Below are 14,602 nucleotides of genomic sequence, written 5' to 3' on the forward strand. Positions count from 1 at the left end.
AATCTCAGTCTTTTAATCAGGAGCTTTTTTATTGATATATCGGTTAAAATAAAAGTGTTCGGGTATTTGAGATATTGTGTTTAATCCGGATTATCAATGTCTTTAACGGAATTTCTACGGATAAGTTTAGGAGGATAGAGGATATTTTGTTCAAAAGTCCCATTTTTTATTGTATTAACAATCCATTTAGCAGCATCTAATCCCATTGTTTCTTTAGGATGTTCAGTAGTTGTCAGACTAATTTCGCCCATTTGACTTAAAGTAGAGTCATCATTTCCAACGATAGAATAATCGTCAGGGACTTTATAACCAAGTTGAGACAATCTTGCGATTAAAGTTTTTGCAATCTCGTCATTATAACAAACGATGCCGGTGATATCAGTGAATTTTTTTAGATGTTCAATTACCTCATCATAGATAGAGTCTTTGGTTTTTGTAGTGTAAGTAAGAATTGAATTTGACGAAATAGTGATATCAGAACTTTCACAGGCTTTAATAAAACCTTTCATACGGTACTTTCCTTGTAAATCATCAATTTTTGTGATGAATAAAAGATTTTTATGATGGTGATCAATGAGTTCTTTGGTTGCTAAGTATCCTGTTTCTACATCATCTACACGAATAGAGGGCGTGTTTAATTCCTCGTAAGTCGCATTTATCATGACGATAGGGATGTTATGCTCACGTAAAGTGACATAAGTTGCGAGATTAGGGTTATATTGATTGCTTTTTGTAGGTTCGACAATTAAGCCGTCTACACCAAAATCAATCATTCTCTCTAAACATTCTTTTTCTTGAGTATAATCGTTATTGGTGCTTGTCAAAAGTAAGGAATAGCCGTCAGCTTTTAGTCCTTTTTCGATACCTCGAATAATAGTTGGAAAAATGTAATCAGAGATATAGGTTGTAATGACACCAATTGTTTTTTTTGTAGTTTCATTTTTAGGTTTAGGAAGTTCATTAACGTAGGTACCAGAACCTTTTTCTCTTCGTAAATAGCCTTCATTGACTAAAATAGAAATTGCCTGTCTTACAGTATAACGGCTAGCCTGATATTCTTCTTGAAGTTGTAGTTCGGTCGGGATTGCCTTTCCTACTGGAAAATTCTGGGCAATAATTTTTTCATGAATATCATCTGCTATATATTGATATTTAGGTTTCGTAGGCACAACCTCTTTCTTGATAAAATATTATTTAACTCATTATATATTATTATAGCATAAGGCTGTTGCTAACCCTTAAACGGATAAAGTAAAAGAGCAAATTTAGTATTCTTTAATACTAAATTTGCTCTTTCTTTTTTCATGAATAGTATCTGAAATTATTTTTTAGCGTACATTTCGATTTCTTCCAAAGTGTGCCCTCTTGTTTCGGGGACGAAAAATTGGATAAATAACACGCCCAATAAGCAGATGACGCCAAAGATAGCAAAGACGGCCTCTTGGCTCATTGAAGCAGTCATAATTGGGAATAAGAGACCAACTAAGAAAGAGCCAATCCAGTTAAATGACGAAGCCAAACCGGAAGCACGACCACGAATAGCCAGAGGGAAAACTTCTCCGACAATAACCCAAGTCAAAGGGGCCCAAGTACATGAATACAGTGCAACATAAATACACAAGAAGAAGACAATCATCATTGGACTAGTATTTGGCATGATGAGGTTGATGATAGCAGGGAGTATAAAAGAAAGTCCCATAATTAATCCACCAATACGAAGTAAAGTACGACGATTGAATCGGTCAGCGATAACCAGGAAGAAGAGCGCTCCGACGACCAAAATAACACCTTGAATAATCGGCCACATCAGTGCTTCGCTGGCAGAGTGGCCAGTTGCCTTTTCGACAATCAATGGGATGTAATAAAAGATGGCATTAGCTCCTTGGAATTGTTGGAAAGCGGCAACGCCAAGTCCAGCAACAACTAAGTACCGATAACGACTTGTGAAAAGTGTTCCCCAAGAAGTAGAGGAAAGTGCTGAGGATTCTTGTTTTGCTGTATCTTGAATGGACTGTATTTCTGTTTCTACTTCATTAGGTTTACGAATAAAACCAAGAATTTGTTTGGCTTCTTCTATTTTACCTTGTTTAATTAAGAAACGTGGGGATTCAGGGAGCGCTAATACCCCGAAGAATAGGATTAAAGCTGGAATAGCGGCAGCTCCTAGCATAATTCTCCACGCAATATCCGTGCCGAGATTTTTCAGGAAAAAGTCTGCGATATAAGATAAAAGCATACCGGACACGATCATGACCTGATTGATGCCAGACAAACGTCCTCGAATATGAGCAGGTGACATCTCAGACATATAAGAGGGAACAAGAGCAGAAGCTGCACCGACTGCTAGTCCAAGAATGATACGGACAACTATTAAGTAATATTGTCCGTTATGGGGTGAAACAGAGGAAAGCAAAGAGCCGGCCATAAAGATAAGGGAAGAGATTAAAATCATCCTTCTCCGTCCTAAGTGGTCAGATAAAAGGCCAGCGGCTGCACCTCCAAAAATAGCTCCGAACATAACTGAAGAAGTGATCCAACCGATAACAGTTGCATTGTTAGTCAGCCCCCAACTTGTCTGCAAGAATGGTAATGCACCGGTCATAACACCAATATCATAACCGAACAAAATTCCGCCAAAAGCCCCGAAAAAATAAATGAAAGAAGCTGAAATTTTTTTATTTTTCATACGAATAAAAATCTCCTCTATATAGTAATCGTTTTATGAAATGTAATTGTAAGCGTTTGTTCTAAGCGATTTCATTATAGCATTATGTACGGACATAATCAAGGGGCGTGAAAATATTTTTTAACTTATTGCTTGACCTGTCCGTACATAAGTGGTAACATCTAGTGTGTAAGCGTTACGTTTTTGGCGAATTTAAAGAAACAGGAGAAAAAATGACAGAAATAAAAGCAGAAGAGATGCTGGATATTGTTGATGTCCGTACATATCTTGGGATTGAATTCGGATCAACTCGGATAAAAGCGGTGTTGATTGACTCGAGATTTCATACAATTGCTTCTGGAAGTTATGAATGGGAAAACCAATTAGTTAATGGTTTTTGGACTTATTCAACAGAAGAGATATGGAAAGGCTTGCGTAGAAGTTACCGAGAGTTGGCGACAGAAGTTTATGAAAAGTATGGTGTGGTTCTTGAAAAAGTAGGGGCGATAGGCTTTAGTGCGATGATGCATGGGTATATGGCCTTTGATGATTCTGAGAAATTACTAGTTCCTTTCAGAACTTGGCGAAATTCGACTACATCTCAAGCAGCACAAAAATTAACAAAACTTTTTGATTACAACATTCCTGAACGTTGGAGTATTGCTCACTTTTATCAAGCAATCTTAAATCATGAAGAACACGTTCCTCATATTGACTATTTAACGACTTTGGCTGGCTATGTTCATTGGCAGTTAACAGGTGAAAAAGTCTTGGGGATTGGTGATGCTTCAGGGATGTTTCCGATTGACAATACAACGAAAAATTATGACGAAAAGTTGATAAAAATTTTTGAAGAAAAATTAGAAGAAAATGATTTGTCATTTCAACTGAAAAATCTTCTTCCCAAAGTATTATTAGCTGGAGATGGCGCTGGTGTTTTAACGGAACAAGGAGCTTTCCTGATTGACCCTACTGGAAATCTCAAAGCCGGAATTCCATTTTGTCCACCTGAAGGGGATGCGGGGACTGGCATGGTAGCTACTAATAGTATAGAAGTACGAACTGGAAATGTTTCTGTGGGAACTTCAGCTTTTGCGATGATTGTTCTCGAAAAGAAACTTTCAAAAGTCTATCCTGAAATTGATATTGTGACGACACCAGAGGGAAATCTTGTAGGAATGGTACACGCCAATAATTGTTCTTCGGATATCAATGCTTGGATAAAATTATTTGAGGAATATACAGAAAGTCTGGGCATCGAAGTTAGCCGTGAAAAAATCTTTTCAATCCTCTTTAATAAAGCGTTAGAAGCTGATAAGGATTTAGGAGGCTTACTGAGTTACGGCTATTTCTCAGGCGAGAATATCACAGGAGTGAGTGAAGGGCGTCCTCTATTTGTTCGACAACCTGATAGTAATTTCAATCTGGCTAACTTCATGAGAACCAATATTTCTAGTGCTTTTGGAGCAATTCGTGTTGGCATGGACATTTTGCATCAGGAAAAAATAGAGATTGATGGCTTAGTAGGACATGGTGGAATTTTCAAAACCCCTCAAGTGGGACAAAGAATTTTAGCTTCGGCAGTCCAAAAACCTGTTACGGTTATGGAGACTGCTGGCGAAGGTGGTGCTTGGGGAATGGCTGTGCTAGCGGCTTTTAGAACTAATAAAGCGCAAGAATTGACTGTCTTTTTAAAGGAGGAAGTTTTTGTTAATTCTGAAAGTGTGACCGTTTATCCTAGTCTAGAAGATGAGGAAAGTTACAACTTATTTATTAAACGGTATGTTAGCGGACTGGATATCGAACGCAAAGCAGCAGAAAAAATGAAATGAGATAAAGGAGAGGGAATGTTAGAAGAATTAAAAGAAAAAGTACTTAAAGCCAATCTTGAACTGCCTAAGCATGGCTTGGTAGAGTTCACTTGGGGAAATGCTAGTGCTTTTGATAAAGAAACGGGCTATTTTGTAATTAAGCCTAGTGGGGTGAGTTACGATAGTTTGAAAGCTTCTGATATGGTGGTGGTTGATTTGAATGGAAATGTTGTGGAAGGAAAATTAAACCCATCATCTGATACGCCAACTCATGCAGTTCTTTATAAACAATATCCTGAGCTTGGCGGAATTGTTCACACGCATTCTAACTGGGCGACAGCATGGGCACAGTCGGGAGTGGATGTTTCTGCTATGGGAACAACTCATGCAGATACATTTTATGGTGCAGTGCCTTGTACGAGATATTTGACTCAAGAAGAAATTGACAAAGGTTATGAGTACGAAACAGGGAAGGTTATCATTGAAACCTTTAAAGAGCGTGGTTTAGGAATTTTAGATGTTCCAGCGGTTCTTTTACATGGACATGGTCCGTTTACTTGGGGGAAAGATGTTGATGCCGCTGTCTATAATGCTGTTGTTCTGGAAAATGTATGTAAAATGAATATTTTCGCCCGACAAATTAATAGCTATGCGCCAGATTTGCCACAACGTATACTGGATAAACACTATTTACGTAAGCATGGTAAAGATGCTTATTATGGACAAAAAATAAATAATTAATTGAAAGAAAGTTGGTAGAAAAATGTTAGAAAATACACAAAAAGAATTTTGGTTCGTTACAGGGTCACAGTTTTTGTATGGTCCAGAAGCTTTAAGTAAAGTGGAGGCAGATGCGCGTGAAATTGTAGACAAAATGAATGATTCGAAGAGTTTGCCTTATCCGATTGTTTTTAAATTGGTAGCTACAACGGCTGAAAACATTACTGAAATCATGAAAGAAGTGAATTATCATGATGAGGTGGCGGGAGTCATTACTTGGATGCACACGTTTTCGCCAGCTAAAAACTGGATTCGTGGGACACAGCTTTTGACAAAGCCGTTGCTTCATTTAGCGACACAATTTTTGGATCATATCCCTTATCAAACTATTGATTTTGACTATATGAATGTGAATCAATCTGCTCATGGTGATCGTGAATATGCTTTTATTAATGCACGTTTAAAGAAGAACAATAAAGTTATATTTGGCTATTGGAACGATCCTGAGATTCAAAAGCAAGTTGCAAAATGGATGAATGTGGCGGTGGCATATAATGAATCTTATAAGATTAAGGTGGTCACTTTTGCAGATAAAATGCGGAATGTTGCTGTGACTGATGGGGATAAAATTGAAGCACAAATCAAATTTGGTTGGACAGTTGATTACTGGGGTGTTGGAGATTTGGTAGAGTATGTCAATGCTGTATCAGAAGTTGATATTGATAAAGTTTATGAAGAACTTCAAAGCAAATATGACTATGTTCATGGCGACAATAGTGCCGAAAAATTTGAAAAGCACGTCAAATATCAGTTGCGTGAATATATTGCCATCAAGAAATTCATGGATGAAAAAGGTTATAGTGCTTTTACTACCAATTTTGAAGACTTAGTGGGCTTGGAACAATTGCCAGGACTTGCTGCACAACTGCTTTTGGCTGATGGTTATGGATTTGCTGGTGAAGGAGACTGGAAAACAGCTGCTTTAGTTCGCTTGTTCAAGATTATGTCACATAATCAACAAACTGTTTTTATGGAAGATTACACACTGGATTTGCGTAAAGGACATGAGGCAATTCTTGGGTCGCATATGTTGGAAGTTGATCCTTCTATTGCATCAGATAAGCCACGTGTCGAAGTTCATCCTTTGGATATTGGGGGGGAAGCTGATCCAGCTCGTCTTGTGTTTACTGGTATGGTAGGCGAAGGAGTGGATATTACCATGGCTGATTATGGTGATGAGTTCAAATTGATTTCTTATGATGTACAAGGAAACAAACCAGAAGCAGAAACACCATTTTTACCAGTAGCTAAACAGCTTTGGACGCCTAAATTAGGATTGAAAGCTGGTGCTGAGGAGTGGTTAAGAGCTGGTGGTGGACACCATACCGTTTTGTCGTTTGTTGTGGATGCGGAACAGATTGGTGACTTGTGTGATTTGTTTGGTTTGACTTATGTAAATCTTGGGTAAAATATTTGAGGAGGTTTCCTCCTCTTTTAATGTCACTAAGTGTTAGCGATTGGAATAGAAAAATAGAATTAACGTATCTAAAAGATATCATGAATTTGTTTCGTATTAAGAATTTACAAGAATTAAAATTATTTTTCGATACTATTTATTGATGAGGAATCTAGTGCCTTCTGGAAATAGAGAGGGTTGCGGCGAAATAAAAATACGATAGCAACGTTTCCTAGTGAATATATAAACAAATGATTAGAATATCAAATGCAATTGACTTATAATATAGGAAAATCAGGAGGAAAAAATGACAAATTATAATTCAGAAGCTTATTTAGAAAAGCTTGATAAATGGTGGCGTGCAGCGACTTATCTTGGAGCAGGAATGATTTTCTTAAAAGCAAATCCTTTATCTGCTGTAACTGGAACGCCAATCAAGGCTGAAGATTTGAAAGCGAATCCAATTGGACACTGGGGAACTGTTTCAGGGCAAACTTTCCTTTATGCTCATGCCAATCGTTTGATTAACAAGTATAACCAAAAGATGTTTTATCTTGGTGGTCCGGGTCATGGGGGACAAGCGATGGTTGTTCCTTCATATCTTGATGGAAGTTATACTGAAGCTTATCCAGAGATTACTCAAGATTTGGAAGGAATGTCTCGTTTGTTCAAGCGTTTCTCATTTCCTGGAGGAATTGGGTCACACATGACGGCTCAAACGCCGGGTTCACTTCATGAAGGTGGAGAATTGGGTTACACGCTTTCTCATGCGACTGGGGCGATTCTTGACCAACCTGAGCAAATTGCTTTTGCTGTCGTTGGAGACGGAGAAGCAGAGACTGGGCCGTTGATGGCAAGTTGGCATTCAATTAAATTTATCAACCCTAAAAATGATGGTGCTGTTTTGCCAATCCTTGATTTGAATGGGTTTAAAATTTCAAATCCAACCTTATTTGCTCGGACATCGGATGTGGATATTCGCAAATTCTTTGAAGGGCTAGGTTACTCACCTCGTTATATTGAAAATGATGATATCCATGATTATATGGCTTATCATAAATTAGCAGCTGAAGTTTTTGATAAAGCAATTGAAGATATTCATCAAATCCAAGAGGATGCGCGTGAACATGGTCGTTATCAAAATGGAGAAATTCCGGCTTGGCCTGTTATCATCGCTCGTTTGCCTAAGGGTTGGGGTGGGCCACGCTATAATGACTGGTCTGGCCCTAAATTTGATGGCAAGGGAATGCCGATTGAACATAGTTTCCGCGCTCACCAAGTGCCATTGCCATTATCTTCTAAAAATATGGAAACACTCCCCGAATTTGAAAAATGGATGGCTTCTTATCAACCTGAAACGCTTTTCAATGCTGATGGAAGCTTGAAAGAAGAACTGCGTGACTTTGCTCCGAAGGGCGAAATGCGCATGGCATCAAATCCTGTAACAAATGGAGGGGTTGACCGTTCAAACTTGATTTTGCCAGATTGGAAAAACTTTGCTAATCCAATCACAGCGGAAAACCGTGGAAAATTGCTTCCTGAAACAAATGATAATATGGACATGAACGTGCTGTCAAAATATTTTGCAGAAATCGTCAAACTCAATCCAACACGTTTCCGTCTTTTTGGGCCAGATGAAACCATGTCCAACCGTTTCTGGGAAATGTTTAAGGTGACTAATCGTCAATGGATGCAAGTCATCAAAAATCCAAATGATGAATTTATCGCACCAGAAGGTCGGATTATTGATTCACAACTTTCTGAACACCAAGCTGAAGGTTGGCTTGAAGGTTATACGTTGACAGGACGTACGGGTGTTTTTGCAAGTTATGAATCATTCTTGCGCGTGGTAGATTCAATGTTGACACAACATTTCAAATGGATTCGTCAAGCAGCTGATCAAAAATGGCGCCATGATTATCCTTCGCTCAATGTGGTTTCAACTTCAACTGTTTTCCAACAAGACCACAATGGTTATACTCACCAAGACCCTGGGATGTTGACTCATTTGGCTGAAAAGAAATCTGATTTTATCCGTCAATATCTGCCAGCAGATGCGAATACTTTGCTTGCTGTCTTTGACCGTGCTTTCCAAGATCGGAGCAAGATTAACCACATCGTGGCTTCTAAGCAACCTCGTCAACAATGGTTTACTAAAGAAGAAGCTGAAAAATTGGCGACTGAAGGAATTGCAACGATTGATTGGGCTTCTACTGTCAAGGAAGGTGAAGAGGTTGATTTGATTTTTGCTTCGGCAGGGGCTGAACCTACAATCGAAACACTCGCTGCTTTGCATCTCGTTAACGAAGTCTTCCCTCAAGCGAAATTCCGCTATGTCAACGTGGTTGAACTTGGTCGTTTGCAAAAGAAAAAAGGGGCTTTAAACCAAGAACGAGAACTTTCGGATGCTGAGTTTGAAAAATATTTTGGTCCTTCAGGAACACCAGTAATCTTTGGATTCCACGGTTATGAAGATTTGATCGAATCTATCTTCTATCAAAGAGGACATCAAGGCTTGATTGTTCATGGTTATCGTGAAGATGGCGATATTACCACGACCTACGATATGCGTGTTTATTCTGAGCTCGACCGTTTCCACCAAGCGATTGATGCGATGCAAGTGCTTTACGTTGATCGTAAGGTTAACCAAGCTTTGGCCAAAGCATTCATCGATAAGATGAAACGCATTCTTGACAAACACTTTGAAGTGACACGTAATGAAGGAGTAGATATTCCGGAGTTCACTGATTGGACTTGGTCTGATTTGAAAAAATAGTTTTGAATAGGGTTAAAAATGCATACATCTCTCTAAAAGGAGGTGTGTGTTTTTATTTGCAAATGCGTCAGTAAAAAAGTCAGAGAAAACGCTGATGAATTCTTTTTCAGAGAGAAAAAATGCTGACGTAAATTTTCGTCAGTAAAATCTCTAATAAAAAACGATGAAAACCCTATCATTTTTATTTGAAAGTGTTATAATAGAATAATGAGAAAAAAATAAGTTTTAACTTCGAAAATCAAATGTTTCTCGGGAGGAATATTATGGCATTACTTACAATTGATATTGGCGGCACAAGCATTAAATATGCACGTTTTACAGAGGGTAGACTCGGAGATCAGGGAGCTTTTGCAACGCCGGATAATTTGGAGGATTTTTATCAGCATCTGACGGCCATTGTTGAGCAATTTAGGGAAAATACAGATATTTGTGGTGTGGCAATCAGCGCGCCTGGTGCGGTAAATAAGCGTTCGGGAGTGATTGAAGGAGCGAGTGCTTTGCCTTATATTCACAACTTTAATATTCAAGCAGAGCTTGAGAAACGTTTTGGTTTGCCTGTTTCTATCGAAAATGATGCGAATTGTGCTGCCCTTGCTGAGGTGAACTTCGGCGTCGCAAAAGGACTTTCGGATGTGCTGTTTTTGGTGCTAGGGACTGGAGTTGGCGGAGCGGTAGTTGTGGATGGAAAAGTTCACCATGGAAAACACCTTTTTGGTGGAGAATTTGGCTTTATGCTCATGGATGACCGGCATTCATTTTCAGAGCTGGGGACGACGATTCGCATGGCGGAGCGCTACAACAAGCGGACTGGCGAAAATCTTGATGCGATTGCCATTTTTGAAAAAGCTTTTGCGGGAGATGAAATCGCGCAGGAAGAAAGGGATGTTTTTGTGTTCAATGTGGCCAAAGGGATTTTCAACTTGCAATACAGTTTTGATCCGGAGTTAATCATCATTGGTGGTGGTGTGTCGCAAGCAGACTGGCTGATTCCGACCTTGCAAAAGGAACTTGTGCGTCTGGTTGAACTCAACAAAGATGCTGAAATGTTACCTCAAATTACTGTCTGTGCATTCAAAAATGATGCCAATTTGATTGGTGCGGCGGCTGATTTTGCTCAAACTTATGCAAAATGATGCAAAATAATTTTCGTCAGTAAATTCTCTCAGAGAAAATGCTGACGAAAACGTATTTTTTAAGAAAATTTTCAAAGGAAACAAAATGACAGAACTTTACGGCTCAATCGAGGCAGGTGGCACAAAATTTGTGTTGGCTGTCGGCGATGAACAGTTGAATGTTTTAAAAAGAATTCAAATTCCCACCGAAACACCTGAAAAAACGCTGGCGGCAACGCTTAGTTTTTTCCAAGAAAATCCGGTGACGGCCTTGTCTATTGGCTCGTTTGGGCCGATTGATATCAATCCTGAAAGCCCGACTTACGGCTCAATCACAACAACACCAAAAGCCGGTTGGGGAAATATCAATCTTTTAGAAATTCTAAAGAAAGAATTGTCCATTCCAATGGCTTTTACTACAGATGTCAACGCCTCGGCCTATGGTGAAATGGTGAAAACGGGGCAAAAATCACTGATTTATTTCACGATTGGCACGGGAATTGGTGGTGGCGCTGTTCAAAATGGGCAATTTATCGGTGGCTTTTCTCATGCAGAAATGGGACATCAGTATGTCAAACATCATCCCAAAGACCTTGATTTTGCGGGCGTTTGCCCCTATCACGGCGACTGCATAGAAGGTTTGGCGGCTGGGCCGTCACTCGAAGCACGCACAGGAATTCGGGGCGAAAATTTGCCAGCAGACAGTGAAATCTGGGACATCCAAGCCTTTTACATTGCTCAGCTCGCGGTCAATAGCACCCTTGCTTTTGCGCCAGAAAAGATTGTTTTTGGCGGCGGAGTGATGGCGCAAGAACACATGATGGAGCGAGTTCGTAAGCAATTTAGTCAACTTCTGGCAGGCTATGTACAACTTTCTTGCGACCTTCAAGACTATTTGGTCAGACCAGCAGTTTTGGAAAATGGTTCGGCAACATTGGGAAATTTTGCGCTCGCGGCAAATTTACTCAAGAGAAAATACTGACGCATTTTTCGTCAGTGTTTTTTCTTATTAAAAAATTTACGTCAGCAAATTCTCTGACTATTTCAAGGAATTTTTCAGAGTAAATTTACGTCATTTTCATTTCCGAATAATGAGACCGTTTACGAAGAAAAAACACAAAAATATCTCTGCAAAAATAAATAATTTATGTTAGAATAAGTCTAATAAAATTTAATTGAACAAAAGCAAGTCACAGCTTTTGCATCTTATTAGAGGAGGGTCCCTTGTCAGACAATACACTTGAAAAAATCATCGTGCTCGACTACGGTTCACAATATAATCAACTTATCGCGCGCCGTATCCGCGAAATCGGTGTTTTCTCAGAACTTATGAGTCACAAAGTTACAGCCAACCAAATCCGTGAGATTAATCCAATCGGTATCATTCTCTCGGGTGGTCCAAATTCCGTTTATGACGAAGGTTCGTTTGACATTGATCCTGAAATCTTTGAACTTGGCTTACCTATTTTGGGAATTTGCTACGGAATGCAACTGATGAGCTACAAACTTGGTGGCATGGTTGAAGCAGCAGAAGAACGTGAATATGGCGTTGCTCCTCTTGAGCTCAAAGCCGATTCAGCCTTGTTTGCTAACACACCAGAAGTTCAAGACGTATTGATGAGTCATGGTGACCGCGTAACTGCCATTCCAGAAGGCTTCCACGTTGTAGCAACCTCACCAAACAGCCCATTTGCGGCCGTTGAAAATACTCAACGCCGTTTCTACGGTATCCAATTCCACCCAGAAGTGCGCCATTCAGTGCATGGTACGGATTTGCTCAGAAACTTCGCCCTTAACATCTGTGGAGCTAAAGGCAACTGGTCAATGGAAAACTTCATTGAGATGCAAATCAAAGAAATTCGTGAAAAAGTTGGCGACAAAAAAGTCCTCCTTGGACTTTCAGGCGGTGTGGATTCATCAGTTGTCGGTGTGCTTTTACAACGCGCCATCGGTGACCAATTGACATCAATCTTTGTTGACCACGGCTTCCTGCGTAAAGGAGAAGCTGACCAAGTTATGGAAACATTGGGCGGAAAATTTGGTCTTAATATCATCAAAGTGGACGCTCAAAAACGTTTCATGGACAAACTTGTTGGTCTTTCAGACCCAGAAACAAAACGTAAAATTATCGGTAACGAATTTGTTTATGTTTTTGACGATGAAGCAAACAAATTAGAAGGTGTTGACTTCCTTGCTCAAGGAACTCTTTACACTGACGTCATTGAATCAGGAACAGATACAGCCCAAACCATCAAATCACACCACAACGTTGGCGGTTTGCCAGAAGATATGCAGTTCCAATTGATTGAGCCACTCAACACACTCTTCAAAGACGAAGTTCGCGCGCTTGGTACAGAACTTGGAATGCCAGATGAAATCGTTTGGCGCCAACCCTTCCCAGGTCCAGGACTTGCCATTCGAGTACTTGGCGATTTGAGCGAAGAAAAATTAGAAACTGTCCGCGAATCAGACGCTATTTTGCGTGAAGAAATCGCAGCAGCAGGTCTTGAGCGTGACGTTTGGCAATATTTCACCGTCAACACAGACGTGAAATCAGTCGGAGTCATGGGTGACCAACGGACTTACGATTATACCATTGCTATCCGCGCTATCACCTCAATTGATGGCATGACCGCAGACTTTGCCCAACTTCCATGGGATATCCTCCAAAAAATCTCAAAACGTATCGTTAATGAGGTGGACCACGTCAACCGTATCGTCTACGATATCACGAGCAAACCACCTGCAACTGTTGAATGGCAATAGAAGTAGAATAGAAAAAACAGCATCCCAAAGATGTTGTTTTTTTCTATATTTCTTGTAAAGACTTTCGTTGATCATCCTCTATTTTTTTGAAAAAATGCTTGAGAACCCCGAAAACCAATAGGATTGAAAAGGCTTATCTTTAGCTGAGATAGTAAAAATTCTAAGTCATATCTGTTGAATACGGTTTCTTTCTATGTTAAGCTAAAGATATTAAGACGTATTTTAAAAAATACTAGAAAGAGGTGGCAGATGATTTGGTCATTAATTGTCGGAGCGTTGATTGGTTTAATTGCAGGAGCAATAACCAATAAAGGAGGCTCAATGGGGTGGATTGCAAATATTGTTGCAGGTCTCATTGGGTCTGTCGTAGGTCAAGCCTTGTTTGGAAGTTGGGGACCAGCACTTGCTGGTATGGCGATCATCCCATCAATTATTGGGGCTGTTATTGTAGTCATTGTCGCTTCCTTTATACTATCTAGAATGAACCACTAGTTCTAAAATTTAGGAAAGGAGGGATTATGTCAACAGGAAAAAAAATAATTTGGATTATCATTGATTTATTTTTTCTAACCCTTGTTATTCCAACCGCTTGGGACTACTACAGTATGATGAATTATGGTTGGATGATTAACGATTCTAGCCAACTTCCTTTAGTTGGAGAGTATCTTCCCACTTATCTCTTTGCTGCTTATACTTCCTTAGCAGTTCTTCTCTTACTGGGTTTGCTATTTATAGCGTTTTATCCAAAGAACTACATCGATATTTCATTAGCTGCTCAGGGTGGTGAGTTAACCGTAAAACGCTCTGCTATTGAAGGATTTGTAAGAGAAAAAATTAGTGAAACTCAGTATCTCAAAGCGCCAACAATCAATGTTATCTTGCATAAAAATAGCATTGATATTGAAGTCAGAGGAGAAATTATTCCTCGAGTTCAAATTTCTGAAAAAGCGCAATTTTTAGAAGCGGAAATCAGCCAAGGCTTAAAAAATTTCTTTGGTTTAGAACAAAAAGTTAAACTAAATGTCGAAGTAACCACAATCAATACAAAAGATAATACAAAACGTTTACGTGTTGTATAAGGAGGTATCAATGGATTATTTTGAAAAGTATAGATACCCAATTGTAGGAGGTCTTGTGGGTGCGCTCGTTGCAATTTGTATCTTCACAATTGGATTTTGGAAAATGATTTTACTTTTAATATTAGTAGCTTTAGGTATCTTTGTAGGACTATTCTTAAAAAGTACAGGAATCATTGAACAATTTAAAAAACGTCATTAAAAAATAAAAGGAGAAAAT

General features: G+C 39.3%; 12 protein-coding genes. 10 read left to right on the forward strand and 2 right to left on the reverse strand.

Translation table 11 applies throughout. The features are described 5' to 3' along the window. Positions 1-80: 80 nt before the first annotated feature. Both EQJ87_RS00375 and EQJ87_RS00380 read right to left on the reverse strand, forming a co-directional pair. Positions 81-1,169, reverse strand: coding sequence for a GntR family transcriptional regulator (locus tag EQJ87_RS00375; RefSeq protein ID WP_130122802.1), 1,089 nt, complete (start codon positions 1,167-1,169; stop codon positions 81-83). Between the two features lie 152 nt (positions 1,170-1,321). Beyond that, positions 1,322-2,686 (reverse strand): sugar porter family MFS transporter, encoded by a 1,365-nt coding sequence (locus EQJ87_RS00380; protein WP_190289008.1) that lies wholly within the window; start codon positions 2,684-2,686, stop codon positions 1,322-1,324. 212 nt (positions 2,687-2,898) lie between these two features. Between EQJ87_RS00380 and EQJ87_RS00385 the strand changes: the two genes are divergently transcribed. The 10 genes from EQJ87_RS00385 (at position 2,899) to EQJ87_RS00430 (ending at position 14,584) form a co-directional block, all read left to right on the forward strand. After that, a complete protein-coding gene (locus EQJ87_RS00385) occupies positions 2,899-4,497 on the forward strand; it encodes a xylulokinase (RefSeq protein ID WP_130122804.1) in 1,599 nt (532 codons plus the stop codon). A 15-nt stretch (positions 4,498-4,512) separates the two neighbouring features. Beyond that, positions 4,513-5,217 carry an L-ribulose-5-phosphate 4-epimerase gene (locus tag EQJ87_RS00390; protein ID WP_130122805.1) on the forward strand — a complete coding sequence of 235 codons (705 nt, stop codon included), beginning with the start codon at positions 4,513-4,515 and terminating at the stop codon, positions 5,215-5,217. A 22-nt stretch (positions 5,218-5,239) separates the two neighbouring features. Then, positions 5,240-6,664: an L-arabinose isomerase gene (araA, locus tag EQJ87_RS00395; protein ID WP_130122806.1), complete on the forward strand. Its 1,425-nt coding sequence runs from the start codon at positions 5,240-5,242 to the stop codon at positions 6,662-6,664. A gap of 295 nt (positions 6,665-6,959) precedes the next feature. Further along, positions 6,960-9,428, forward strand: a complete 2,469-nt coding sequence (locus tag EQJ87_RS00400) for a phosphoketolase family protein (protein ID WP_130122807.1) — start codon at positions 6,960-6,962, stop codon at positions 9,426-9,428. A gap of 263 nt (positions 9,429-9,691) precedes the next feature. Beyond that, the gene (locus EQJ87_RS00405; protein WP_130122808.1) at positions 9,692-10,561 is read left to right on the forward strand and encodes an ROK family protein; all 870 of its coding nucleotides are present in this window, start codon (positions 9,692-9,694) and stop codon (positions 10,559-10,561) included. Positions 10,562-10,646: 85 nt separating this feature from the next. Then, the gene (gene scrK, locus EQJ87_RS00410; RefSeq protein ID WP_130122809.1) at positions 10,647-11,522 is read left to right on the forward strand and encodes a fructokinase ScrK; all 876 of its coding nucleotides are present in this window, start codon (positions 10,647-10,649) and stop codon (positions 11,520-11,522) included. Between the two features lie 242 nt (positions 11,523-11,764). Next, entirely contained in the window at positions 11,765-13,306 is a 1,542-nt protein-coding gene (gene guaA / locus EQJ87_RS00415) for a glutamine-hydrolyzing GMP synthase (RefSeq protein WP_130122810.1), read from the forward strand. Between the two features lie 249 nt (positions 13,307-13,555). Beyond that, the gene (locus EQJ87_RS00420; protein WP_130122811.1) at positions 13,556-13,798 is read left to right on the forward strand and encodes a GlsB/YeaQ/YmgE family stress response membrane protein; all 243 of its coding nucleotides are present in this window, start codon (positions 13,556-13,558) and stop codon (positions 13,796-13,798) included. A 26-nt stretch (positions 13,799-13,824) separates the two neighbouring features. Further along, positions 13,825-14,385 carry an alkaline shock response membrane anchor protein AmaP gene (gene amaP, locus EQJ87_RS00425; protein WP_130122812.1) on the forward strand — a complete coding sequence of 187 codons (561 nt, stop codon included), beginning with the start codon at positions 13,825-13,827 and terminating at the stop codon, positions 14,383-14,385. A gap of 10 nt (positions 14,386-14,395) precedes the next feature. Then, positions 14,396-14,584, forward strand: coding sequence for a DUF2273 domain-containing protein (locus tag EQJ87_RS00430; protein WP_130122813.1), 189 nt, complete (start codon positions 14,396-14,398; stop codon positions 14,582-14,584). Positions 14,585-14,602 lie beyond the last annotated feature (18 nt).

The sequence above is a fragment of the Lactococcus sp. S-13 genome (assembly GCF_004210295.1).
Classification (GTDB): Bacteria; Bacillota; Bacilli; order Lactobacillales; family Streptococcaceae; genus Lactococcus.

Coding starts and splice junctions, on each gene's coding strand:
- EQJ87_RS00380 (WP_190289008.1), bottom strand. CDS start 2,686: ATGAAAAATAAAAAAATTTCAGCTTCTTTCATTTATTTTTTCGGGGCT.
- EQJ87_RS00385 (WP_130122804.1), top strand. CDS start 2,899: ATGACAGAAATAAAAGCAGAAGAGATGCTGGATATTGTTGATGTCCGT.
- EQJ87_RS00390 (WP_130122805.1), top strand. CDS start 4,513: ATGTTAGAAGAATTAAAAGAAAAAGTACTTAAAGCCAATCTTGAACTG.
- araA (WP_130122806.1), top strand. CDS start 5,240: ATGTTAGAAAATACACAAAAAGAATTTTGGTTCGTTACAGGGTCACAG.
- EQJ87_RS00400 (WP_130122807.1), top strand. CDS start 6,960: ATGACAAATTATAATTCAGAAGCTTATTTAGAAAAGCTTGATAAATGG.
- EQJ87_RS00405 (WP_130122808.1), top strand. CDS start 9,692: ATGGCATTACTTACAATTGATATTGGCGGCACAAGCATTAAATATGCA.
- scrK (WP_130122809.1), top strand. CDS start 10,647: ATGACAGAACTTTACGGCTCAATCGAGGCAGGTGGCACAAAATTTGTG.
- EQJ87_RS00420 (WP_130122811.1), top strand. CDS start 13,556: ATGATTTGGTCATTAATTGTCGGAGCGTTGATTGGTTTAATTGCAGGA.
- amaP (WP_130122812.1), top strand. CDS start 13,825: ATGTCAACAGGAAAAAAAATAATTTGGATTATCATTGATTTATTTTTT.
- EQJ87_RS00430 (WP_130122813.1), top strand. CDS start 14,396: ATGGATTATTTTGAAAAGTATAGATACCCAATTGTAGGAGGTCTTGTG.